Origin of the sequence: Pseudoalteromonas sp. SK18 (assembly GCF_001974855.1) — a bacterium.
Taxonomy (GTDB): domain Bacteria; phylum Pseudomonadota; class Gammaproteobacteria; order Enterobacterales; family Alteromonadaceae; genus Pseudoalteromonas.
In genome coordinates, this window is the sequence record NZ_MTQB01000005.1 from 45,732 (window position 1) to 70,031 (window position 24,300).

Here is a 24,300-nt window from a genome sequence, read left to right on the forward strand (position 1 = left end):
TTACTAGTTTATTGATTTTATATATTATTTTGCTGGTAGTACGGTGCTCTCTACAAAGCCAAAGCCAATACGTGCAAAGCCTTCTTTTTCACACCAGCCACGCATTATAACGTTGTCGCCATCTTCCAAGAAGCTACGCTGCTCGCCGTTACTTAGCGTAATCTTTTCTTTACCACCACGAGAAAGCTCAAGTAATGAACCCGCTTCTTCGTGAGTAGGCCCTGATTGCGTGCCAGAGCCCAGCATGTCGCCTGGCATAAAGTTACACCCGTTTACGGTATGGTGAGTTACCATTTGCGCTACAGTCCAGTATGAGTGTTTAAAGCTAGACTTAGACACTTGAGTTGGGTTGTAGCCTTCATCACGCATTTTTTGCGTTTGAATTTTAACGTCCATTTGAATATCAAATGCGCCTTGATCACGGTTAGCCGTTGATTCTAAGTACTCTAGTGGTTGCGGATCGTTTTCATCACGCGTCCAACTTGTTCTGTATGGTGCAAGTGCTTCGGTGGTTACAATCCATGGAGACACGGTTGATGCGAAGTTTTTAGCTAAGAATGGACCAAGCGGTTGGTATTCCCATGCTTGTAAGTCACGTGCTGACCAATCGTTGAAAACACAAAAGCCGAATACATGCTTTTCAGCATTTTCAATTGCAATAGCATCGCCAAGCTCATTACCTTTACCTAGATAAATACCTAGTTCTAGCTCGTAGTCAAGGCGTTTACATGGACCAAATGAAGGAACTTCTGCGTCTGGCGCTTTAGTTTGTCCTTTAGGGCGATGAAACTGCTGACCAGACACACCAATAGACGATGAGCGACCATGGTAACCAATCGGCACCCATTTGTAATTTGGTAGTAATGGGTTATCAGGACGGAATAAACTTCCTACGGCCGTGGCATGATAAATCGATGTGTAAAAGTCAGTGTAATCGCCAATGCGACATGGTAGAGCAAATTCAATTTCGCTTTGAGGTATAAGCGCTTGTGCTAGTTGCTCTTGATGAGCAGAACCTTCACGTAATGCTTTAGACAGTGCTAAACGAAGTGCTGACCAATATTGCTCACCTAATCCCATAAACTCGTTCAAAGTCGGGTTACTTGCAGATGCAACGGCTGTTTGGGCATCACCTGAAAAAATACCGAGTTCATTTACTTTTGCTAAATCAATAACCTGGTCGCCAATGGCAACAGCACCACGAAAAGCTTCATTGCTGTTTTTGCGACGTACTTCTGCAAAAGGTAGGTTTTGAATAGGGAAGTCACATTGTGCATCATTTGCTGATGCTACCCAGCTAGTTAAATTTATATCATGGGTTTCGTTAATTAAACTCATTACATTTCCTTTGGTTTAGTTGGTCGCGCTTATCAGTATAAATATCAATTTATTAAATAAGAATATAGCACCCGTTAATTTCATCTATTACCTAGCTATATGGTGATGAAAAGCGCGATTTAAACACACAGAGAGATAGTTTTACCTCTCAATTACGATTAAACGACAAAAAGCAGCGAAATACGCTGCTTTTTAAAGTTGCTTTATTTGCTTATAAAACGCCGCGGCGCTCTTGATCACGTTCAATTGACTCAAACAGTGCTTGGAAGTTACCCTCACCAAAGCCACCATCATCAACACGTTGAATCATTTCAATGAAGATAGGGCCAAATAAGTTTTTAGAGAAAATTTGCAGTAAGTAGCAATCTTCGCTTTGGCTATCAACCAGAATTTGATGCTCACGGATTTTTTCTTTGTCTTCTTTAACCCATGGCACACGGTCAAAAATAGTATCGTAGTACTCTGGAATAATATCTAAAGTAGCGATAGTTGATTTATCTAGCTTATCTAGTGAGCTTACTAAGTCGTCAGTTAAAAACGCTAAATGCTGCACACCTGGGCCATTGTATTCACCTAGGTATTCATCAATTTGGTTATTGTCGTTACCTTTACCTTCATTGATTGGGATAGAGAATGTGCCACACGGTGATTTTAATGCATATGAAAGCAGGGCTGTTTTTTGGCCTTTAATATCAAAGTAACGAACTTCGGTAAAACCAAACACGTCTTTATAAAAGTTAGCCCATGTTTCCATAGTACCTTTATATACGTTGTTGGTTAGGTGGTCGATACGTAAGAAGCCTTTACTTTCTACTTTGTTTGGCTCGCTCAGATCTTCGAAATCATTATCGTAAATAGAGCCTTTATCACCAAATTGTTCAATAAAGTAAATTAAGCTATCGCCAATGCCGTAAATAGCAGGGTACGGTAAGTCTTTGTTAGCTGCATCGGTGGCAGGCTTAGCGCCGCGCTCAACCGCAGCCTCAAACGCTGCTTGAGCGTTCTCTACACGCCAGCCCATAGAACAAATTGCTGGGCCGTGGTTTTTAGCAAATTCAGCTGAAAAGCCGTCGCGTTCATTATTTAGTAAAAAATGAATATCGTTTTGGTTGTAATAAACAATGTCTTTACCTTTGAATTTTTTTAATTTTGAAAAGCCAAAATCGGTAAATACTTTGTCCATGTAATCAGCATCGGGTGTTGCATATTCAGTAAACTCAATACCAACCAAACCTAAAGGATTATTTACTTCACTCATTATAATTACTCCCGCAATTAAGCACTGCGATTATTAGTTATCGTATTGCCTGCATGATTAACCAGATTAATGCTTTGGGGAAGAGGGTGTTGTTATTTAGTAAATGGCGCGTGTGTAAATTTTACGGGACGGTTAGCAAAGCATGACATTTATTTACATACGAGCCGAGGTAAGTAAAAATTATCTAGCTAGAATAATGTATGGATTTTAAATTTAACCTACTGATTTAATTTATTTTAAATTTAATTTTCTATCTTTTTTTATAGTTCTTATACACTAAAAAAAGAGCGGTTTTTGTATTCTATTGTTTACACTCAACCTAAGCGTAGCTGCTCACGACATTAACAAAACAACAGATACTGAGGGTTTGATTCATTAACTCCACTTACTGTGTCGTATTATATTGTAACAACTAGGTTAGTTAGCCATAAAAATACCCCCTGCAGTTAGCTGCAGGGGGTATTTAATATCATTAGTCAAAGCGCATAATTACGCGTTGTGATTAATTTAAATTATTGGGCTGGTGAGGTTTGCTCTAAACCTTGTTTTTCCCATACCTTAGCTTTGAAGCTCATCAGTACTAAGATGATACCTACACCGATACTAAATAATGCAATTTGTAAGTAAAGGTTAGGAATTTCTGCAACATTGTTAGGATCAAAGTTACCAGCAAGTAAGCCTGAAATTACGTTACCAATTGAGTATGTAAGTACAAATACACCCATCATTTGACCCGTATAGCGACGAGGAGATAATTTACTTACCGCACTCAATGCAACTGGGCTTAAACAAAGCTCACCCACTGTATGTAAGAAATACGTTGTAACCAGCCAGTAAGGGGCTACTTTTAAGCCTTCAGCTGCGTAATGCGCTGCCATGAACATAACTAAAAAGCCTGAAGCCATAATAACTAAGCCCAATGCACATTTTACGCTATAAGTAGGCGATACCATTTTCTTAGATAAATTAATCCAAAGAGCGGCAAAAAATGGTGATAGGGCAATAATGAATAACGAATTTAGAGATTGGAACCAAGTCGTTGGAATTTCAAATGTGCCAATAAGACGGTCTGTGTAGTCACGAGCAAATAGGTTTAATGAAGAACCCGCTTGTTCAAAGCCAGACCAAAAACACGCAGAAGCAACACAAACTAAAAACAGCGCCCACATTCTTTGCTTTTCAGCGTCGGTTAGTTTGCCTTTGAAATAAACAAGGCCAAAGTAAATGAAAAAGATAACAGTAAATACAACAGCTGTGTAACCTGCAACAATAGTCGGGTTAATAACTATAGCGCCAGTCATCGCTGCAGCAGTTACGCCGGCAACAACAATTACAAACGCAGCAATACCGCCCCATGCGCGTGAAGCACCTTTAGGGCTTAATGGGTTCGCAGGTAACGCGCTATGATCTGGTAAGTTATTTAGCGTGCGTTTGTACTGCACTAAACCAATAGCCATACCTACAGCAGCCGCACCAAATGCCCAGTGCCAACCTACGTTTTCCATAAAGTAACCACAAACGTAGTAACCAATTAAAGAACCTAAGTTAATACCCATGTAGTAAATAGCGTAACCACCGTCACGGCGTTCATCTTCGTCAGTATAAAGCTGACCAACCATGGCACTGATATTAGGTTTAAGTAAACCCGTACCCGTTGCGACAAAGATTAAACCAATGAAAAAAGAATATTCATGTGGAACGGCTAAAATAATGTGGCCACACATGATGATGATACCGCCGTACCATACTGCTTTTTGACCACCAAATAATCTATCGGCTAACCAGCCACCAGGTAAACCTAAAAAGTACACTGAACCTGTGTATAAGCCATAAATTGCAGCAGCAGAAGCAACGGTAAATCCTAGGCCTTCTTGTTGTAAACTTGCTGTCATAAATAATACGAGCATAGCTCGCATACCGTAATAACTCATTCGCTCCCACATTTCTGTGAAAAATAGGGTCGAAAGTCCTTTAGGGTGACCAAACCAGCCACTGTCAGAATTTGAACTCATATTTACTTCCTAATTCATTATTGTTTTGATGACCTTGTGGTTTTTTATTTAGCTAAATTGGTACTTTTTAAAAGTATAATAAATGCTCGATCATCAGTGTTTTTTATGCAGCTAAGGTAATGGTTTGCTAAACGCAGCTATACGTTTAGGTAAGAGTCACACCCTTATCCTAGTTACAATTGCGCCTAAGTATACATAGACCTTTGTACGAGGGGAAGCATTGAGCGCGCTATCACACATCCGTTATGTAATTGTTAAATAGCAACCGGTAAAACCCTCGTTGTTGCGCTAAACACTTAAGCTCATCCAAAAAGATATTTAACAACACAAGTAACATTGTCATTGCAAAGCTTTCTTTTACCCGGTTTTAAATTCTATTAAAAAACATAAAACCGCTTTATTTACGGTGGGTTACAGGCACCAAGTTATTCAACAATCGTTAACCTTTACTACTTTATTTTAATAATCACCGTTTAGATTAAACATGAGCAAATATTAGCGGATGCACAGCAATGATTAGCCCATTGGAGAATATAATTTATACAAAGTTAGTTTGGCTATATTTACATGTAATGACCCCGACTTTTAGTGAGCAGCCAAGATTAAATATTTTAAGTGCTTGAAAAAGCGCTCTAGGAAGTAAAAAAACATTTTTCGTCCAAATTTCTTTACAATAAACTATGCTGATAATCATAGTTAGCGTATTATTCACGCCAACTAGTTTTTCCTTACCTGAGGGTGTATGCGTTTAGATATTCACTGTGCAGACCGAGTTGGTATTGCTCAAGAGATTCTTAATATTTTAGTTAGCTACAATGTTGACTTAAAAGGAATTGAAGTCGACTCAGTAAATTGTCGTATGTATGTGAGTTTTCCTGAAATTGAATTTGAACAATTTCAAAAGATTATGCCTTCAATTCGATTGATTGATGGTGTTCATGATGTACGTACTACCGCGTTTTTACCATCTGAACGTGAGCACAATGAATTAAACACCTTATTAAGAGCACTTCCCGATGGCGTTATATCTATTGATGCTAAAGGCTGGGTGCGTCTGTGTAACGACGCGGCGTGTAAAGATTTACAGCTAACAGAAAAAGAAGTTATTGGCGCCAACATTAATAACTTACTCAAAGGCTTTAACTTTACCCGTTGGTTAGAAGGCAAAGAAGTGCTTGGGCAAACTACCCGGGTTGAAGTAGCAGGCGAAGACTTTATTGCTGATATTTTACCTATTGCTGTGCCACAAGGCAGTGAGGGTGATGTGTTAGCGGGCGCGGTAATTAATATAAAATCGCAAAGCCGTCTAGGTCAGCAAGTGAGTGCGTTTAGACGCTATGGTCAAGAAAGCTTTGCGACTATTCATAATTTTAGCACGGCGATGCGTCGTGTGGTGCGCGAAGCGCGAAAAATGGCGCAACTTGAAGCTCCCATTCTTATTACAGGTGAAACCGGTACAGGTAAAGAGTTATTAGCGCGAGCTTGTCACTATGCATCTAACCGCTCAGTAAAACCGTTTATTGCTTTATCGTGTGCCTCGTTACCGGATGATGTTGCCGAGTCAGAGCTTTTTGGTTACGCCGGTTATGAAGAGAATGCGGCGCCTAAACGCGGTGTACTTGAACAAGCGGATGGTGGAACGGTATTTTTAGATGAAGTGGGCGAAATGTCTACTCAACTCCAAACTAAATTACTGCGCTTTTTACAAGATGGTACGTTTAGAAAAGTAGGCGACGAAAACGAAGTTAAAGTAAATGTACGCATCGTTGCTGCTACCCAAAAAGATTTACCAGCAATGGTACAAGAGGGCGTATTTAGAGAAGACTTATACTATCGCATTAATGTACTAACGCTAGAAATTGCACCACTGAGAGATCGTAAAGCCGATGTTGGCCCACTTGCTGAGCACTTTATTCAAAAATATGCCCAGCAAAACGGCCATACTGTGCCTGAGTTATCTGAAGAGTGTTTAACATTTTTACAAGATTACCCATGGCCAGGTAATGTACGCCAATTAGAAAATGCGATTTACCGTGCGGTATCTTTGTTAGAAGACAGTGAACTGCGCGTTGAACATTTACAGTTACCCACGTTTACCCATGATTTAGGCTATTTAGAGTCTGATTTTGAGGGCTCGCTCGATCAAGCGGTTAAGCGTTTTGAAGCTACTTTATTGCGTAAACTTTATCCAGCTTATCCAAGTTCACGTCAGTTAGCTAAACGCTTAGGACTAAGTCACACTGCTGTGGCTAATAAATTGCGTGATTACGGCATTAACCGCAAAACGGTTAAAGTTTAAAGATAGATACCCAAACATCCTCATTTAGCGATTGATTCCTTGGTTTAAAAACAACCAAACGAGTCAATCGCTATGATACACTGATAAAAACTCAACTGGTAAGACCTCTACTGTGAACTTATATTTTAGACTGCTGCTGTTATTTTTTAAAATTAAACGTAATCGTGATTATCAAGCTTTGTTAGACACGGTTGATATAGACTACAAAGCATTGCCAAGTGACTGCGATATTAATTTGCACTTAACTAATTCACGCTATTTAGCGATGATGGATTTATCGCGTACTTGGATGACTGAGCGAGTTGGCTTACTAAAGCAAATAATGAAGCGTCGTTGGTTTCCTATTGTTAATGCGACAGCCATTACCTACATCCGTGATATTAAGCCAATGCAGCGCTTTACCATTAGTACCCGTTTAGTCGGCTGGGATCATAAATACTTTTATATTGAACAAAAATTTCATTCAGAGCGTGGTTTACATGCAATTGCCTATGTACGTGGCGTATTTAAAAGTAAAAAAGGGGTGGTAAGCGTTGAGCATATGTTGGAGGTTGCTGGTTTTGACGGCGTAGCGCCTATTTTACCGGCAGAAATAATTCACTGGAAAGAAATGCTTGAGCAAAAAAAAGTAAATAACTTACCTCGTTAATTACATGCAAAAAAAAGGCCTTGCGGCCTTTTTAACACACACATAATCGTTATTAGAACGAGTATTTAAGACCAAACATAGCTACAACAGGGTCAAGTGACACGGTTGAAGTTAATGCTTTTGCACCATTAGCATAAACAGTCGCATCGGTATCGATATCCATGATAGATACCATAGCGTGTAGGCCCCATTTCTCATCAATCTTGTAGTTAGCACCTACTTGAGCAACAAAACCAAATGAGTCATCTAGTTTTACTTCCACATCGTTAGTGCCTAAGGTTGCTTTAAGTGCTGCAGAAGGTTGCTCGTCAAAGAAAGTCGTATAGTTAATACCTACACCAACAAATGGACGAAGTGCGTAGCTGCTATCTAAAAAGTGGTATTGTGCAACCAATGATGGTGGTAAATGTTTAATGTCGGCAATCTTATTACCAGCTAAACCACCCGTACCTTCTACATCATGAGAAAACGGCGTTGCTGCAATAAGCTCTAACACCCATTGGTCGTTAAATGCGTAATCTACAGTAATACCTAACTGAGTATTTGAATCACCTTTTAAACCAAGAGTAGGTGCTTCGTTAATCTTTGAGCCATCGTTATCTGGGTTAACATTAATTGCGCCGACATTAACGCTAAAGTTAGCGTGTGCTGCAGGAGAAAGAGCCAGTAAAGAAGTAAGTATTGCAATGCTTAGTTTAGTTTTCATGTTGTTCTCCGTGAACTACTGTGTGACTATTTGTTGATGGCGCTATTATTGCTCGAGGTTAAAAATAAAAACCTGTTCTAGATCAAAGTTTCAAAAGCGTGTGAGTAAAGAGCCTCTATTTATTGATTTAGATTAAACTTTTAATCAGTTCGCGCTTAAAAGCTATTGACTGATCACATAAATACCAGCCGTAAACGAAGTATTCAGAATATAATCAGCTAGGTTTGTTAAACTAACGCTATGTTCACGATTTAATACAAGTAAGCGGCCTCATGACTCCCTCTGGTCAACTATTTCTTCAAGGCTCTATTGCCAAAGCGCTATTAAAACTAGGCATTCCGATTATCCTCATAAATATTTTGCAGTCTGCTTATCAGCTTACAGATGCTTTTTGGGTTGGCCGATTAGGGGCTGCGCAAGTGGCTGCTGTATCTATAAGTACGCCCGTCACATTTTTGGTTATTGCGATAGGTTCAGGCTTTGCTATGGCGGGGGCGATTTTATCGGCACAATACATGGGGGCAGGCCAACAAGATAAGGTCAACCATGTTGCAGCGCAAACGGTGTTAATGGTGACATTAGTTGCATTATTACTTGGTTTATTAGGTTATGCATTATCACCTTATTTTTTAACCTTACTGGGGGTTGAAGCAGCCGTATATAGTGATGCGTTAAAGTTTATGCATGTATCTTTTATTAGCGTTATTTTTGTATTTATTTATGCCATGTTTCAATCGCTGATGCGGGGTATTGGGCAAACTAAGGTGCCGTTAATTATAGTCAGCACAACCGTAGTACTTAATTTTATACTCGATCCGTTATTTATATTTGGTTATGGCCGTTTTGAGGGGCTTGGTGTGATGGGCGCTGCGCTGGCTACTCTGGTTACACAAAGTTTGGCAGCGCTTGCGGGCATTATTATATTTTTACGTGGTCGCCATGGTATTCAATTACAACTAAAAAGCTTTTACCCCGACTGGTACTATATTAAGCGCGCTTTTTTCTTGGGAGCGCCAGGCTCTATTGAATTATCGACACGTGCATTTGGTTTGATCATCATGTCATTTCTAGTTGCCAGCTTTGGTACTACGACAATTGCTGCTTATGGTGTTGGCTCTAATATTTTGCAAATGGTAATGATCCCCGCTATGGGCTTATCAATGGCGGTATCAACCTTGGTTGGGCAAAATATGGGGGCTGGTAATATCAAGCGGGCTGAGCAGATCACTAAACTTGCTAGTGTGTGGGGCTTGTTAGGGCTCTCATGTGTTGGCGCCATTGCATATTTATATGCAGATTCATTAGTTGCATTTTTTATTCCTGACGATAATGACGTTATTACTAATGGGGCGCAGTTTATTCAAGTAATGTGCTTAAGTTGGGGTGGAATAGGGGTGCAACTTTGTATTGTTGCTGCTTTTCGTGCCTCAGGTAATATGCTCAATGCAATGGTTATCGCGTTATTATCACAATGTGTAGTGCAGTTCCCTGCCGCTTATATTCTTTCTAATCATACTGAGCTTGGCGATCAAGGCATTTGGTATTCTTTTGCAATTACTAACATAACCATCGCATTGATAGCATTTGCATGGTTTATGCGTGGCTCTTGGAAAAAAACCAAGTTAACTAAAGAAGATAAGCACATAGTGCAGGTTACACGAGAAACATTAATAGAAGAGGGCGCACGTTAGCTAGTAAATTCATAATGCGGTCATAAAAAGTCGTTGTAATAAATACACTGCTAAAACGAGGTGTGTTTATTATGACAAAAGCTATCAATACAAAAGCACAAGCGCCGTACTTAACTATTGCACAGTTAAAAACAGTGAGTCACTTACAAACTCTGATCCGATTTAAATCGATTACTCCTAATCCAGCTGGTGGCATTGAGTGGCTTGCGAACCACCTTACTGAGTTAGGCTTTAGTACAGAGCAATTTAGTTCTAATAATGTGACAAACTTAATTGCAAAAATAACCTTTGGGGCAGGCCCCGTGGTGGCATTTTCTGGCCATATTGATGTGGTACCCGCAACGCAAGGTGGCTGGTTAGCCGATCCGTTTGGTGGACACATAATTAACGATGCAATTTATGGGCGTGGTGCCGCCGATATGAAAGGAGGCATTGCCGCGATGCTTAGTGCAACGCAGACGTTAATAAACAGCGCGCAGCAAAAGCAGGGAACATTATTTTGGCTGATCACCTCAGATGAAGAAGGTGAGGCGGAGCATGGCTCTGTGTTGATTGCCAAGCGATTAGCACAACAGGGCGTTGTGCTTGATGGCTGTATTGTTGGTGAGCCAACCAGCCACCTGCAGGTAGGTGACACTATAAAAAATGGTCGACGTGGAGCCTTATCTGCTCGATTAACTATTCAAGGAAAGGCTGGGCATGTAGCCTATCCTGAGAATACCATTAATGCTGCGCACATCAGTGCTGAAGTGGTTAACAGGCTCACACAAATAGACTGGCCTTTAGATGAACTTAGTTCAAAAACAACGCTGCAAGTCACCGGTATTAATATTGATAATGTATTAGATAACCTCGTGCCAGCTCAGTGTGATATTACTTTTAATATTCGCTATAGCCATGGGTATAAAAGTAAACATGTTAAGCAACGTGTGTTTGCTGCACTGAAGGATTTCAGCGAGCATTTGGTTATACAGTGGGAGCGTCCATGTGAACCCTATTATACAAGCCATAAGATTGAGAGTTGCTTACTCGCTCAGTTAGAGCAGGCAATTTTTAAAGTGACGGGGAATTATCCTTTATTAAGCACCAGTGGTGGGACATCGGACGGACGATTTTTTTCACAGCAAAAAACACAAGTCATAGAGTGTGGGGTACGAAACCATAGTATTCATCAGGTTAATGAAAATGTACCGATTTGCGACTTGTTAGAAATAGAAAAAATTTATACGCAATTACTCGATGGTATTTTTACTCAGCCTTGAAGTATTAATAACTATTAAAGCGCCGCTTAATGCCGCTTTAATAGTTATTCGATTCAGGGTTAACGCTTTAACTTGCTACTGTTGTTCTATCAGTAGTATCCAAGTAGCGTTTTGCTTTGCTTGGTTTTACTTTTTCAAGATCAACCAATACTAGGCCATCAATACAATTATTGAATTGTGGATCAATACTAAAGCTTAAAAATTTAACGCCATTTGGTTCGCATAGCTCTGTATATTGTTTAAATAACGTGGGTACATGCGTGCCCATGTTGGCGAGTATGTGTTTAAGCTCTACAAAATCTTCTTTTATATTGTTACCCATGAACAAGTTAGTGCACTGAGTTTGCTGATCAGGCGTGTGACGAAAAGCATTGTTAGGCGTTGCGAGTGATTTTTCACAGCCATAATAGTGCTGATAATAATGCACTAATAAAGACTTTGCCTGCTCAGGCAGCGCGTTTGATACACTCACCGCACCAAATAAGTAACGGTATTGAGGGTAGCGATTTATAAAAGCGCCAATACCATACCATAAGTAGTCGAGACTTTTTCTGCCCCAATATTTAGGTTGTACAAAGCTTCGGCCTAGCTCAATGCCTTGTTTAAAATAAGGAGTCATATCTTGGGTATAATTAAATAGGCTATCGGTATAAAGCCCACTTTGTGAGTGTTGTTCAATCACATCCTGTGCACAGGCTAATCGGTAAGCACCCACCAACTCTAGTGCATGTTCATCCCACAATACTAAATGCTGATAGTGCATATCGTATTTATCTATGTCTCGGCGGTTTCCACTACCTTCACCTACAGCCCGAAAAGCGATTTCTCGTAAGCGGCCCAGTTCACGAAATAAGGGAGAGCTTCCTTGGTATTGGTACAAATAAATCACCATGCCATCACTGGTTTTACCTAAATGTTCGCAGCATTCTATGGCTTTTTTTAATTCTTTTTTACATTCAGGAGAGGCGATCGGAGCATGAGTTTTTAATGGTAGCGTTTTTTTTGTGGTTAAACGATATAGTTGCTTACGGATTAGCTCAACCACTTCTTTGTCTTTTAAGTCTGGGATTAAATAAGACTCAGGAGCAATGGAAGCGCCAATTTCAAACTCGAGTGATTTTTGACGTTGCTTAAACATTTCTTTTACCAGTAATAAGCTAGCCAGTGGTTTATAAAGCATAGATGCGCCGTAAAACAGCGGACTATTTCTGGCTTTAATATAGATAGGCAAAATAGGGCTGTTAGCCTTTTTAGCAATGCGTAAAAAGCCACTGTTCCATTTGCAGTCTTTTATACCCGTAGGACGAAGTCGAGAAACTTCACCGGCAGGGAAAATAAGTAACGCTCCTTCATTTTTTAAGTGCTGGTGGATATTACTCAGCTCTTGTTTTTTACTTTGCCCTGATAGGTTATCAACGGGTAGTAATAACGAATGCATGGCGTCAACGGTCATTAACATACGGTTAGCCACCACTTTTAAATCGGCTCTTACCGTTGATAACACATTAATTAATGCAAGCGCATCTAAGGAGCCGATAGGGTGGTTTGCAATAATGACAATTTTTCCTTCACTGGGAATATTTTCTATTTGCTTAGCTTTATAACGAGTTTCAAAATCAAGTTCATCAAGTACTTGCTCTACAAATTCTATTCCTTGAAGGTGGGGATAGGCAGTTGCAAAGTTTGTAAATTCTTGTTCATGTAATAAGTAGCTAAGACTTTTTTTTACCAGTTTTTTTATTTTAAATGAGTTAGTTAACTGTGGTAAATTGGTTGCTATTACTTTATCTACACTGATCATACGCACCTCTTTTTATACTAGGCTAAGGCCAATATGTTTAGCTTAGAGTGCGGATATGACAATACGCGGTCAGTTGTGTGACTTTTTAAAACCGTTTACTTACTATTGAATTAAATCATACCAGTACTATTATTTACGGTTACTTTTTAAGGAATCATCATGTCAGTTTTAGTCGCGATTACCGGTCGAGATAACACAAAATTAATTGCAAGAATGCAATCACAATTACCCAATATTCAAATTGAGCAGCTTGATGATTGCCAAGATTTTGCAAGTGTGGAATTTGTACTGGCTTGGAATGCGCCCGCGTCTTTATGGCCAAAGTTGATAAATTTGAAAGCGGTGTCATCGTTTGGTGCTGGGGTTGATAGTATCGATTTAAGTTTACTACCTGCACATGTTGAAGTAGTGCGCATTGTCGATAAACAGTTAGCCAACGACATGGCTGAATATGTACTTACTCATGTATTAGCGCAAAAATTGCGATTAAAAGAATATTTTTTAAAACAACAGCAAAGTGAATGGAAACCCAAAAGAGCGCATAAACATAATCAAGTGAGTATTTTAGGGTTTGGCGAACTAGGTCAAGCATGTGCACATAGGCTGGTTAGTAACGGTTTTAAAGTCAATGCTTGGAGCAGAAATCCTAAAACATCAACCATAGCGACACTCTATCATGGTGATGATGGCTTAACACAGATGCTTGAGCAAACCGACTATTTAATCTGCCTACTGCCACTTACTAGCAATACCAAAGGTATTATTAATCAACAGTTGCTTAAGCAACTTCCTGAGCACGCAGTGTTAATTAATGTGGCCCGAGGTGAGCATGTTGTTGAAGCTGATTTGCTCGATGCGCTCAACAACGCACGTTTACGAGCAGCAACGCTTGATGTATTTGCCAGTGAGCCACTACCAAGCGAACACCCTTATTGGCAGCACCCAAATATTACTTTAACGCCGCATTGTGCTGCGTTGTCAGATCTAGATAGTGTTGTTGAACAAATAGCAGATAATATTTTGCGCTTAAAAGCGAGACAGCCATTAATTAATTGCATTAATAAGCAGCAAGGTTATTAGTTTAGAGTTGTTTGACTTTAAAGCATTAAAATTTGTTTAACTTTTAACAGAAACAGCTTGTTAACATTTGTAATTTTTATTATTGTTAAAAGCCGTTCTAACAATAATAATAAATAGGATGAATTATGAAACCCAGTCAAGGGGGCGCAAAAATCAGCATTGTGGTTGTATCTATCATTATATTAGGAATATCTGCTTGGTTTAACCAAGCCAATGCGACAGTGCTGCTCAACTAACTCTTATTACCACAGTAGGAATTAGCTACGCTTGCTGTGGATTTCTCGGTTTTGATGCTTCTTATCATCACTCTTCTTCAGTAAGACATACGTCGCACCACTTCCTCCATGCTGCCTGAGTGCAGTATGAAATGCTAAAACACAGGGAATAGTTTGCAACCACTGGTTTACGTAACTTTTTAAAATACCCGGTTTGGCTTTATTTTTAATTCCTATTCCATGACGAACAAGAACCATTCTTATATTGCGCTGGTGGCAATCTTTAATAAAGGCCTGCAACGAATCATGGGCATTTTTTAAAAGTTGCCCGTGTAAATCTAATGTCGCATCGAGCTGATATTTAGCTAGTCTTACGTTTTTAAAAACCGGGCTTTGCACGCCATCTCGTTTAAAGCTTAATATGGCGAGTGGGTCGAGCAATTCAAGTGGTTCATCTAACGGATTAAATTGTTCACTGTTTAAGTTTAATTGTGCCGCTTTATTTTTTTCTTGCTGTGCGATGACCGCTTTATGGTTTTTAGGTGGTAAGGTCACAGTGTCATGCGTTATGGGGGTAACATCTTCCATAGAGGATAAGAATAAATCGAAATCTGACAACGGCATGGGCTTATCTCAAATTAGGCTAATACGAGATAAATTTTAACTTAGTTCAAACTAAGACCCAAGATCTTTAAAGCTGTGAAATAAAAAAAGCCCAGAAAAACTGGGCTATAAAATATTCTAAGGGGAAGTAATTAGTGCTGTGATACAGTAAATTGCCCAAATGTATAAACTTTGAACAAGTAAAATGTGTTGATCAAAACTAAACTCATATTTGAAATAATACTCGACGACATAAGATCTAAGCTAAATGATAGGAATAACAAACCACAGGCACTAATCGCTGCAACGCGAAGCAGTGTCAGTTGGTTAATAAAGAATGCACCTAAACCTAGTGCAAGTAGTAATGTATTTAAAAGCCAATCTAGCTCGTTTAGCATGGTCGTTTCAATAGTTCAGTTGTTGAAAAAAGGAGCGCCATTATGTTGATCTTTTGCACAGCTTTCAACCAAGTAATTTTAAATTTTCAGATTAGTTTTTTTAATGTTAAAAGTAAGTAAGCAATACTGAAAATATTCCTTCCTCAGCAATAATTCGATATTTTTGGCAGCTCTGCGGTTGCTGTAAATCAATACATAAATAAAGTGTTCTTCGCTGCGTATCAAGTCGCGGATGAAGGGTTGAGTCCAATAGTTTTGGTTCGCTTGAAAACACCCCTGGCCAATACACACTTTGGCTTACCATAGATGATTTTTTATAAGTAAGTAAGCTTGGCTTTGGTATTAAAACAAGTATAAGTAATAATATCGTGAAAATAAAAAACAGGGCCAGCTTGATATCACGCTTAGTGTTCTTTGATTGCGGCTTTAATTGTGAGCCAAGGTTTGCAAGCTTATTAGTGGATGTAGGTTTAACAGTAATCGTTTTATTTTTTTTGCGGCGACTCTTTTTTGTGGTTTTCGACATAAAGCAAATCTGGCCTTTTTAGCTTAGCTCTCTATAATAAAGTAAATATTTGTATTTTAAGCAAATCACCAATTTCGCAGACATGGCTTTAGCCTATAAGGATTATATATGAATACGCAGCTATCTATTTTGATTGTTGATGATGTTAGCACGGTGCGTAGCTTTCTCAGTCAAACATTGATGCATTTAGGGATAGAGAATGTAAAAGAGGCGTCAACGGCCGCGCAGTGCATTAGCGAGTGTCGTGCAGCCAATTTTAATATTATATTTTTAGATATAGAGCTACCTGATGGCGACGGTAAAGAGCTTATTGCGCAAATTAATGAGTTATCACCAGAGACAAACGTGGTGATGGTGTCGGCTCATTCAGGCGTTGAAAATGTGAAGGATGCGATAGATAGAGGGGCTAAAGGATTTGTAGTTAAGCCATTTTCTCCAAAGAAAATTGCGGCGATGTTGAAAAAGTTTTACCCAGAGCTTGATAACGTTTAATAGGCGCATTTATTTTGGGTAAAAAAAAACCGGCAAAAGCCGGTTTTTTTAATCTTGCAAAAACAAATTATAGCGCTTTAATTTTAGCAGCTAAACGGCTCTTATGACGAGCAGCTTTGTTTTTGTGGATTAGACCCTTAGTTGCGTAACGGTCTAGGATAGGTGTAGCAACAGAAAAAGCTTGCTGTGCAGCTTCTTTATCGCCAGCTTCAATAGCTACGATTACTTTTTTGAAGTAAGTACGCATCATTGAACGACGGCTTGCGTTGTGCTGACGGTTTTTTTCGCTTGTGATAGCGCGTTTTTTTGCAGACTTGATGTTAGCCAAGGTTTGCTCCTAACAATCTTAAATAAAGCTTAAATTAAAGGCCGTGGAATATGCCTGTTTTTATCATGAATGTCAATTTAATTTTAACAATCCAAGAAAAACTGCTCCTTATAACGAACATCAATTTGCCGCTTTAGCAGTTAATAGCGCTATTGTAACAAAGCAAGGGGTTCCAGCCTAGTGCTTTAAAGCGATTTATAAAAAAGACTATGGCATAATTAACGTAATTGCTGATTTTTAATATGGATTTATAGTGTCAAAAGGTTTGTTTCGTTCTGGGATGATTGTAAGTGCAATGACAATGATCTCGCGCATTTTAGGGCTCGTACGTGATGCCGTCGTGGCTAACTTGTTGGGCGCGGGCGCTGCAGCTGATGTATTTTTATTTGCTAACCGTATTCCTAATTTTTTACGTCGTTTATTTGCCGAAGGGGCTTTTGCGCAAGCATTTGTACCGGTATTAAGTGAAATTAAACAGCAGCAGGGCGATGAGAAGGTCAGGATATTTGTAGCCCAAGCCGCCGGCACGTTAGGCACTATTTTACTGATAGTGACGCTTTTTGGTGTGATAGCATCACCCGTTATTGCTGCATTATTTGGTACTGGTTGGTTTATTGATTGGTGGCAAGGGGGCCCAGACGCAGAAAAGTTTGAACTTGCCAGTTCGCTATTAAAACTTACGTTTCCTTATTTATTTTTTGTAAGCTTAGTGGCACTCAGTGGCGCGGTGATGAACGTTTATAATCGTTTTGCCGTTGCGGCTTTTACCCCGGTGTTACTCAATGTATCTATTATCGGTTGTGCCATTTTATTGCACGACCAATTTTCTGTAGGTGCATATGCTTTAGCAATAGGCGTATTTTTAGGTGGGGTAGTACAGTTACTCTTCCAGCTGCCATTTTTATATAAGGCAAAAATGTTGGCGCGCCCACGTTGGGGTTGGCAAGACGAGAATGTGAAAAAAGTACGCAAGTTAATGCTCCCAGCCTTATTTGGTGTATCAATTAGTCAAATTAACTTATTACTCGATACGGTAATAGCTTCATTATTGATGACAGGCTCTATCGCTTGGCTGTATTACTCAGATAGACTGATTGAATTCCCACTTGGTTTATTTGGTATTGGTATTGCGACGGTTATTTTACCTGCGCTATCAAAATTACACAGCAGTAAAAAAAGTAGCGACTTTCAACATACCCTAGATTGGGGGGTGAGATTTGTGATTTTTTTAGGGCTTCCAGCAATGATAGGATTGATGATTATAAGTCCGCTTATAATTACTGTGCTGTTTGATCATGGTGCATTCAAAGAAGCGGGTATTGATCATGTTAAGGCGGTGAGCTTAGGGGTGGTTGCCTACTCAGTGGGATTAGTCAGTTTTATGTTAATTAAAGTCCTCGCACCAGGGTTTTATTCTCGCCAAGATACTAAAACGCCGGTACGCATAGGCATTATTACTTTGGTATTAAATATGGTGTTTAACATTATGTTAGCGCCATTTATTGGCTATTTAGGTTTAGCACTGGCAACCTCAATGTCGGCAAGTTGTAATGCCTACTTACTGTATCGACAGCTTAAAAAAGAGAATGTTTATCAGTTTTCCAGCATGAGTGGCTACTTCACTTTGAAGTGTTTGTTGGCAAGTATGACAATGGGCGCATTGGTTTGGTTTACCAGTAGGCAATATGACTGGGTTAGTTGGCACTTTAGCGAACAAGTTATGTTATTGGTTGTGTTATTAATTATTGCGATTGTTAGTTACTTTTTTATGTTGTTTTTGATGGGTGTTAGACTAAATACGATAAAAAGTGTAGCAATTACTGAATCAAATTAAAAAAAAGATTATAATCGGACACTCTGCGGCTTGAGGTCGCATTTTATCGCTCGCTGAAAAAGGCATTAGGTGGCATGGAGTTAATTAGAGGTATACACAATATACGCCCACAACACTTTGGTTGTGTGCTGACCATTGGTAATTTTGATGGTGTTCATTTGGGTCATGCTGCCGTATTAAAAGGGCTTTTAGCTGACGCAAAAGAAAATAATTTACCCAGCACCGTAATGTTATTTGAGCCTCAGCCACAAGAGTTTTTTGCAAAAAATAACGCTCCGGCTAGGCTTACTCGACTGCGTGATAAACTACGCCTATTGAGTAACTTAGGAATTGAACGCGTTATTTGTATTAGCTTTAATCAGGCTTTTGCAAACATGCATGCCGAGCAGTTTGTTAGCGATATTTTAATTAAAAAGCTGGGCGTTAAAGCATTAACGGTTGGTGATGATTTTAGGTTTGGTAAACAGCGCCAAGGTAACTTTAGTCTATTGGCAACTATGGGCACCCAAGCGGGAATGAGTGTTAAAAGCACTGCCAGCTTTAGGCAATTAAATGCTAGAGTAAGCAGCACCTTGATACGAGAAGCGCTTGCTGAAGGTGACCTAGTTAGTGCAAAAGTTATGCTTGGGCATAATTATGCAATATCTGGACGTGTTATTCATGGCTGGAAGAAAGGCCGCGAACTGGGTTTTAGAACGGCAAATATTGCGCTAAAACGTCAAGTTTGTCCGGTCAATGGTGTATTTGCGGTTCAAGTGATGATCGCAGGAAAGCAAGTTTTTGGGGTGGCTAACATTGGAAACAAACCCACGTTTAATGGAACTCGTGCCTTATTAGAAGTTCATCTTTTTGATTTTGCACAAGATATTTATGGACAATTTATGCATGTGGAGCTAATTGAAAAACTCCGCAATGAGAAAAAATTCGAGACATTAACACAACTGACGGCACAAATAGCAACCGATGTTGCCGCCGCTAAGCAGTGTTTTGGTTTAAATTAGGTAGCCGATAGAAACGGAAAGTAGGATTAATGAGCGACTACAAACATACTTTGAATTTACCGGAAACAATGTTTCCAATGCGTGGCAATTTGGCACAACGTGAACCAAAAATGCTTAAAGCATGGTATGAAGACGACCTATACGGTCAAATTCGCAGCGCGAAGAAAGGTAAAAAAACTTTCATTTTGCATGACGGCCCTCCGTATGCAAACGGCGATATCCATTTAGGCCACTCAGTAAATAAAATATTAAAAGATATTATTGTTAAGTCTAAAACCTTATCAGACTTTGATGCGCCATACGTACCAGGTTGGGACTGTCATGGTTTACCAATCGAGTTAATGGTTGAGAAAAAAGTCGGTAAACCCGGTGTTAAGGTAACTGCGGCAGAGTTTCGTGAGAAATGTCGTGCCTATGCTAAAAAGCAAGTGGAAGGCCAAAAAGTAGACTTTAAACGTTTAGGCGTTTTTGGTGATTGGGATAAACCTTACCTAACCATGAACTTCGACTTTGAAGCTAATGCCATTCGTGTATTGGGCCGCATTATAAAAAATGGTCACCTTCATAAAGGCGCTAAGCCTGTGCATTGGTGTACAGATTGTGGCTCAGCATTAGCTGAGGCAGAAGTTGAATACCAAGATAAACAGTCTCCAGCTATTGATGTGCGTTATACTTTTACAGATCAAGATGCGGTAGTTAACGCATTTGATTTAGCGGCTGGCCATACAGGAACTGGTAGCGTAGGAACCGTTATTTGGACTACGACACCATGGACTTTACCTGCGAACCGTGCGGTAGCTGTGCATGCTGATTTAGAATACGCGCTAGTACAAGTAGAAGATGAAGGCGTTCAGCAACGTCTTATTATTGGCTCTGAGCTGGTTAAAGATGCGATGGATCGTTTTGGCTTTAACCATTTCCATATCCTTGGCTATGTTAAAGGCGCAGCACTTGAAAACTTAACCGTAGCACACCCTTTTTATGACTTTAATGTTCCTGTTATTGTTGCAGAGCACGTAACAACTGATTCAGGTACGGGCATCGTGCATACTGCACCAGGTCATGGTCAAGAAGATTTCGTGGCTGGTCTTGAGTACAACCTTGAAGTAGCTAACCCTGTTGGCGCAAACGGTGTTTACTTACCTGATACTGAATTATTTGCCGGTCAACATGTGTTTAAAGCCAATGCGAGTGTAATTGAGGTATTAAAAGAAAATAATGCCCTAATGCATCACCATGCATTAACTCACAGCTATCCACATTGTTGGCGTCATAAAACGCCTATTATTTTCCGTGCCACACCACAATGGTTTGTTAGCATGGATCAGGCTAACTTGCGCCAAGACTCACTGGCTGAAATTAAAAATACTCAGTGGTTACCTGAATGGGGCGAAAGCCGTATTGCCAACATGGTTGAAGGCCGCCCTGATTGGTGTATTTCACGTCAACGTACGTGGGGTGTACCTATTGCGTTGTTTGTTGATAAAGACACGGGTGCATTACACCCAAATACTCAAGAGCTGATTGAACAAGCAGCAGCGCTTGTTGAAAAGTCAGGTATTCAAGCATGGTATGACTTAGAGCCAGCTACTTTACTAGGTGAAGAAGACGCACAACAATACATGAAAGTGCAAGACACACTGGACGTGTGGTTTGACTCAGGTGTGACTCATGCCTGTGTTGTTGATGCGCGTGAAGATTTAGTTGGCCCTGCTGATTTATACCTTGAAGGTTCTGATCAACACCGTGGTTGGTTTATGTCATCAATGATGACCTCAGTGGCAATAAATGGTCATGCACCTTACAAACAAGTGCTAACGCATGGCTTTACGGTTGATGAAAACGGCCGCAAAATGTCTAAGTCATTAGGTAATGTTATTTCACCACAAAATGTGATGAATAAACTAGGTGCTGATATTTTACGTTTATGGGTAGCATCAACTGATTACACGGCAGAAATGACGGTATCAGATGAAATATTCAAACGTTCAGCAGATCGCTACCGTCGTATTCGTAACACCAGCCGTTACTTACTTGCTAACCTTAGTGGTTTTGATCCAAAAACGGATCAAGTTGCTGTGGATGATATGGTTGAGCTTGATAAGTGGATTGTAGGGCGCGCAGCACAGTTACAAGATGACATTTTAGCAGCGTACGATAGCTACCAAATGCTATTAGTAACGCAAAAGCTAATGAACTTCTGTACCGGTGAGCTTGGTTCGTTCTACTTAGACGTTATAAAAGATCGTCAGTACACGGCAAAAAGCGACAGTCATGCACGCCGTTCTTGTCAAACCGCGCTATACCACATTGCTGAAGCAATGACGCGTTGGATGGCACCAATCATGAGCTTTACAGCACAAGAAATTTGGGAAGCACTTCCAGGTGAGCGCAGTGACTATGTATTTACTTCAACTTGGTATGAGGGCTTACAAGCACCAACAACGACCAAGTTTAGCAATGAAGACTGGCAAGCTATTTTAAATGTGCGTGACGAAGTGAACCGTCTGCTAGAAGCTGCGCGTAAAGAAGAAGTGATTGGCGCTACATTACAAGCAACGGTTAACTTGTTTGCAAGCAAAGAACTTGCAGCTAAGCTGGCGGCATTGGGCGATGAACTGCGCTTTGTTTTACTCACTTCAGCTGTAAATGTTACTGAGGTGGATAGCCAGCCAGTGGACTCACAAGTAACTGAAATTGAAGGTTTATACATTAGCGTATCAGCAACAGATGCTAAAAAGTGTGAGCGTTGTTGGCATTACAGTGAAGATGTAGGTGTTGAGCCTGCTCATCCTGAAATTTGTGGTCGTTGTGTAAGTAACGTTGACGGTGAAGGTGAAAAGCGTCAATTCGCTTAGGAGTTGTTTTTAGTGAGCAAACTAACCCAAAAAAGTGGTTTAGTGTGGCTTTGGTTGAGTCTATTACTGCTTGTAATAGACTTTGCCAGTAAAACACTGGTTGTAAACACCATGGCTTATGGTGAGTCAATTAATTTACTGCCTGTTTTTAGCATCACTTATGTACATAACTACGGTGCAGCCTATAGCTTTTTAAGCGAAGCGGGTGGCTGGCAGCGTTGGTTTTTAAGTGCAATAGCAATCGCGATTAGTTGTTTGTTGGTATGGTGGTTAAAGCGCCTTCCTGCGTCTAATAAAGTATTGTGCGGTGCATATTCGTTAGTGCTAGCAGGTGCTATTGGTAACTTATACGACCGTGTTGCTTATGGCTACGTGATTGACTTTTTACATGTGTTTTACGAAGACTCACATTTCCCCGTATTTAATATTGCTGACTGTGCTATTTGTATTGGCGCTGCATTATTACTATTTGATGCCTTTACAGGCGAAGAACCAAAGGAGCATAAAGCATGAGCCAAGCTGTAATTGGTGAAAACTCAAACGTTATTTTTCATTTTTCTATTAAACTAGAAGATGGCTCTGCCGCTGATTCAACAAAAGTGCATAACAAGCCAGCAAAACTGACTATGGGTGATGGCAGCTTAACCGCTAACTTTGAAAAATGTTTACTTGGCTTAACGGCGGGTGAAAGCAAAACATTTGAACTTGAGCCTGAAGATGCTTTTGGTCAACCAAACCCAGATAATATTTATTATGTAGATCGTAGTAAGTTTGGTGCAGAAACACCGGCTAAAGTAGGTGCGATTATTGCTTTTACTCAACCTGATGGTACTGAGCTTCCTGGTTTGGTGCGTGAAGTGCAAGGTGAATCAGTTACTATCGATTTTAACCACCCATTAGCGGGTCAGCGTTTAACGTTTGAAGTTGATATTATTGAGGTGCAGGGTTAATGGAAATATTATTAGCTAATCCACGAGGCTTTTGCGCTGGTGTTGACCGCGCAATCAGTATTGTTGAGCGCGCTTTAGATATTTTTGAAAAACCAATCTATGTGCGACACGAAGTGGTGCATAACCGTTATGTGGTTGATGGCTTAAAAAATCGCGGCGCCGTATTTGTCGAAGAACTAGATCAGGTTCCTGATGACAGCATTGTTATTTTTAGTGCTCATGGTGTATCTCAGGCTGTTCGCTCAGAGGCTAAACGCCGAGAGTTAAAAGTATTTGATGCAACCTGTCCGTTAGTGACTAAAGTGCATATGGAAGTAACTCGTGCTAGTAAAAAAGGTATTGAATGCATCTTAATTGGCCACCACGGACACCCTGAAGTTGAGGGTACCATGGGTCAATACGATAACGAACAAGGTGGTATTTACCTTGTTGAAACGGTTGATGATGTATTAAAGCTTGATGTGAAAAATGCAGATAACCTTTTTTACTGCAGTCAAACAACTTTATCAGTAGATGACACTGCAGATGTGATTGATGCTTTACGTAGTAAATTTCCTGCAATTGATGGCCCACGTAAAGACGATATTTGTTATGCAACGCAAAACCGTCAAGATGCGGTTCGTGATTTAGCTGATAAAGTGGATGTGTTATTAGTTGTGGGTGCTAAAAATAGTTCCAACTCTAATCGCTTACGAGAGCTGGCAGATAAGATGGGGACGCAAGCCTATTTAATTGATGATGCTAGTAATGTTGAAGCATCATGGTTTAATGGTATCAATAGTGTAGGTGTGACTGCCGGTGCTTCAGCTCCTGAGGTATTAGTTCAGCAAGTGATTACTCGCTTAAAAGAGCTTGGTGGCACGCAAGTAACCGAGAATCCAGGTGAAGAAGAAAACATCGTTTTTGCTGTACCAGTAGAGCTGCGTTAATTTTTTAAATGATGAAAAAGCTGAATGAATTAGTAACTGACATGCAGTGGATTACTTTCATTCAGCCTTT

At 40.0% G+C, this 24,300-nt stretch carries 21 protein-coding genes; 12 read left to right on the forward strand and 9 right to left on the reverse strand.

The window, feature by feature from the left end:
• Window positions 1–24: 24 nt before the first annotated feature.
• From fahA to BW139_RS05505, 3 genes are all read right to left on the reverse strand, one after another.
• Complete coding sequence (gene fahA / locus BW139_RS05495) at window positions 25–1,338, reverse strand: fumarylacetoacetase (protein WP_076918938.1); 1,314 nt, start codon at window positions 1,336–1,338, stop codon at window positions 25–27.
• A gap of 211 nt (window positions 1,339–1,549) precedes the next feature.
• Window positions 1,550–2,596 carry a 4-hydroxyphenylpyruvate dioxygenase gene (gene hppD / locus BW139_RS05500; RefSeq protein WP_076918939.1) on the reverse strand — a complete coding sequence of 349 codons (1,047 nt, stop codon included), beginning with the start codon at window positions 2,594–2,596 and terminating at the stop codon, window positions 1,550–1,552.
• 512 nt (window positions 2,597–3,108) lie between these two features.
• Window positions 3,109–4,608, reverse strand: a complete 1,500-nt coding sequence (locus tag BW139_RS05505; RefSeq protein WP_076918940.1) for a peptide MFS transporter — start codon at window positions 4,606–4,608, stop codon at window positions 3,109–3,111.
• Window positions 4,609–5,350: 742 nt separating this feature from the next.
• Here BW139_RS05505 and tyrR point away from each other — a divergent pair.
• Both tyrR and BW139_RS05515 read left to right on the forward strand, forming a co-directional pair.
• Window positions 5,351–6,907, forward strand: a complete 1,557-nt coding sequence (gene tyrR / locus BW139_RS05510) for a transcriptional regulator TyrR (RefSeq protein WP_008109548.1) — start codon at window positions 5,351–5,353, stop codon at window positions 6,905–6,907.
• 112 nt (window positions 6,908–7,019) lie between these two features.
• On the forward strand, window positions 7,020–7,556 hold the full coding sequence (locus BW139_RS05515; protein ID WP_076918941.1) for a thioesterase family protein: 537 nt from the start codon (window positions 7,020–7,022) through the stop codon (window positions 7,554–7,556).
• A gap of 52 nt (window positions 7,557–7,608) precedes the next feature.
• Here the strand turns inward: BW139_RS05515 and BW139_RS05520 are convergent, their stop codons facing one another.
• Complete coding sequence (locus BW139_RS05520) at window positions 7,609–8,262, reverse strand: OmpW family protein (protein WP_008109545.1); 654 nt, start codon at window positions 8,260–8,262, stop codon at window positions 7,609–7,611.
• 272 nt (window positions 8,263–8,534) lie between these two features.
• Between BW139_RS05520 and BW139_RS05525 the strand changes: the two genes are divergently transcribed.
• Together BW139_RS05525 and dapE are read left to right on the forward strand one after the other, a co-directional pair.
• Window positions 8,535–9,953 (forward strand): MATE family efflux transporter, encoded by a 1,419-nt coding sequence (locus BW139_RS05525; protein ID WP_076918942.1) that lies wholly within the window; start codon window positions 8,535–8,537, stop codon window positions 9,951–9,953.
• A 71-nt stretch (window positions 9,954–10,024) separates the two neighbouring features.
• Window positions 10,025–11,215 carry a succinyl-diaminopimelate desuccinylase gene (dapE, locus tag BW139_RS05530; protein WP_076918943.1) on the forward strand — a complete coding sequence of 397 codons (1,191 nt, stop codon included), beginning with the start codon at window positions 10,025–10,027 and terminating at the stop codon, window positions 11,213–11,215.
• A gap of 67 nt (window positions 11,216–11,282) precedes the next feature.
• On the opposite strand, the gene BW139_RS05535 is transcribed toward dapE, so the two are convergent.
• A complete protein-coding gene (locus tag BW139_RS05535) occupies window positions 11,283–13,016 on the reverse strand; it encodes a lysophospholipid acyltransferase family protein (RefSeq protein ID WP_076918944.1) in 1,734 nt (577 codons plus the stop codon).
• 159 nt (window positions 13,017–13,175) lie between these two features.
• On the opposite strand from BW139_RS05535, the gene BW139_RS05540 reads away from it, so the two are divergent.
• Window positions 13,176–14,096 (forward strand): glyoxylate/hydroxypyruvate reductase A, encoded by a 921-nt coding sequence (locus tag BW139_RS05540; RefSeq protein WP_076918945.1) that lies wholly within the window; start codon window positions 13,176–13,178, stop codon window positions 14,094–14,096.
• 257 nt (window positions 14,097–14,353) lie between these two features.
• Here the strand turns inward: BW139_RS05540 and smrA are convergent, their stop codons facing one another.
• From smrA to BW139_RS05555, 3 genes are all read right to left on the reverse strand, one after another.
• Complete coding sequence (gene smrA, locus BW139_RS05545; protein WP_076918946.1) at window positions 14,354–14,935, reverse strand: DNA endonuclease SmrA; 582 nt, start codon at window positions 14,933–14,935, stop codon at window positions 14,354–14,356.
• A 131-nt stretch (window positions 14,936–15,066) separates the two neighbouring features.
• Window positions 15,067–15,312 (reverse strand): hypothetical protein, encoded by a 246-nt coding sequence (locus tag BW139_RS05550; RefSeq protein WP_008114416.1) that lies wholly within the window; start codon window positions 15,310–15,312, stop codon window positions 15,067–15,069.
• A gap of 106 nt (window positions 15,313–15,418) precedes the next feature.
• The gene (locus tag BW139_RS05555) at window positions 15,419–15,838 is read right to left on the reverse strand and encodes a hypothetical protein (RefSeq protein WP_139336328.1); all 420 of its coding nucleotides are present in this window, start codon (window positions 15,836–15,838) and stop codon (window positions 15,419–15,421) included.
• Window positions 15,839–15,946: 108 nt separating this feature from the next.
• Here BW139_RS05555 and BW139_RS05560 point away from each other — a divergent pair, with 108 nt between their 5' ends.
• On the forward strand, window positions 15,947–16,330 hold the full coding sequence (locus tag BW139_RS05560) for a response regulator (protein WP_008114419.1): 384 nt from the start codon (window positions 15,947–15,949) through the stop codon (window positions 16,328–16,330).
• Window positions 16,331–16,397: 67 nt separating this feature from the next.
• On the opposite strand, the gene rpsT is transcribed toward BW139_RS05560, so the two are convergent.
• Window positions 16,398–16,658 (reverse strand): 30S ribosomal protein S20, encoded by a 261-nt coding sequence (gene rpsT, locus BW139_RS05565; RefSeq protein WP_008114420.1) that lies wholly within the window; start codon window positions 16,656–16,658, stop codon window positions 16,398–16,400.
• 295 nt (window positions 16,659–16,953) lie between these two features.
• Between rpsT and murJ the strand changes: the two genes are divergently transcribed.
• The 6 genes from murJ (at window position 16,954) to ispH (ending at window position 24,230) form a co-directional block, all read left to right on the forward strand.
• Complete coding sequence (gene murJ / locus BW139_RS05570; RefSeq protein ID WP_407070239.1) at window positions 16,954–18,492, forward strand: murein biosynthesis integral membrane protein MurJ; 1,539 nt, start codon at window positions 16,954–16,956, stop codon at window positions 18,490–18,492.
• Between the two features lie 74 nt (window positions 18,493–18,566).
• Window positions 18,567–19,493 carry a bifunctional riboflavin kinase/FAD synthetase gene (gene ribF / locus BW139_RS05575; RefSeq protein ID WP_010391271.1) on the forward strand — a complete coding sequence of 309 codons (927 nt, stop codon included), beginning with the start codon at window positions 18,567–18,569 and terminating at the stop codon, window positions 19,491–19,493.
• Window positions 19,494–19,522: 29 nt separating this feature from the next.
• Complete coding sequence (gene ileS / locus BW139_RS05580) at window positions 19,523–22,351, forward strand: isoleucine--tRNA ligase (protein WP_076918947.1); 2,829 nt, start codon at window positions 19,523–19,525, stop codon at window positions 22,349–22,351.
• A gap of 12 nt (window positions 22,352–22,363) precedes the next feature.
• Entirely contained in the window at window positions 22,364–22,864 is a 501-nt protein-coding gene (gene lspA, locus BW139_RS05585) for a signal peptidase II (RefSeq protein ID WP_008114424.1), read from the forward strand.
• On the forward strand, window positions 22,861–23,301 hold the full coding sequence (fkpB, locus tag BW139_RS05590; protein ID WP_008114425.1) for an FKBP-type peptidyl-prolyl cis-trans isomerase: 441 nt from the start codon (window positions 22,861–22,863) through the stop codon (window positions 23,299–23,301). Before lspA ends, fkpB begins: the two co-directional genes overlap by 4 nt.
• The gene (gene ispH, locus BW139_RS05595) at window positions 23,301–24,230 is read left to right on the forward strand and encodes a 4-hydroxy-3-methylbut-2-enyl diphosphate reductase (RefSeq protein ID WP_010391276.1); all 930 of its coding nucleotides are present in this window, start codon (window positions 23,301–23,303) and stop codon (window positions 24,228–24,230) included. Before fkpB ends, ispH begins: the two co-directional genes overlap by 1 nt.
• The last annotated feature ends 70 nt before the right edge of the window (window positions 24,231–24,300 follow it).